1 pseudogene is annotated in these 218 nt (G+C 71.6%); it reads left to right on the forward strand.

The window, feature by feature from the left end:
* Window positions 1–191: pseudogene (locus DBR36_RS18380) on the forward strand (formimidoylglutamate deiminase); the annotation flags it as partial.
* Between the last annotated feature and the right edge of the window lie 27 nt (window positions 192–218).

Genomic DNA, 218 nt, shown 5'->3' on the forward strand with positions numbered 1-218 from the left:
ACCTGATCGAGATTGACGCCGCGTCGGCGCGCACGCTCGGGGCGCACCCGACCGAGCTCATGCTCACTGCGACCGCTGCCGACGCACGTCGCGTCATCGTCGGCGGGCACACCGTTGCCTCGCGCGGGCGCCTCGCCGACGGTACCAGTCCCGCCCAGCTGCTGCACGACGCGTTCCGGAGGTTCCCATGAGCGAGCTCATCACCGGCATCGGCGAGC

This window comes from Microbacterium sp. HMWF026 (assembly GCF_003061325.1).
GTDB classification, from domain to species: Bacteria; Actinomycetota; Actinomycetes; order Actinomycetales; family Microbacteriaceae; genus Microbacterium; species Microbacterium testaceum_E.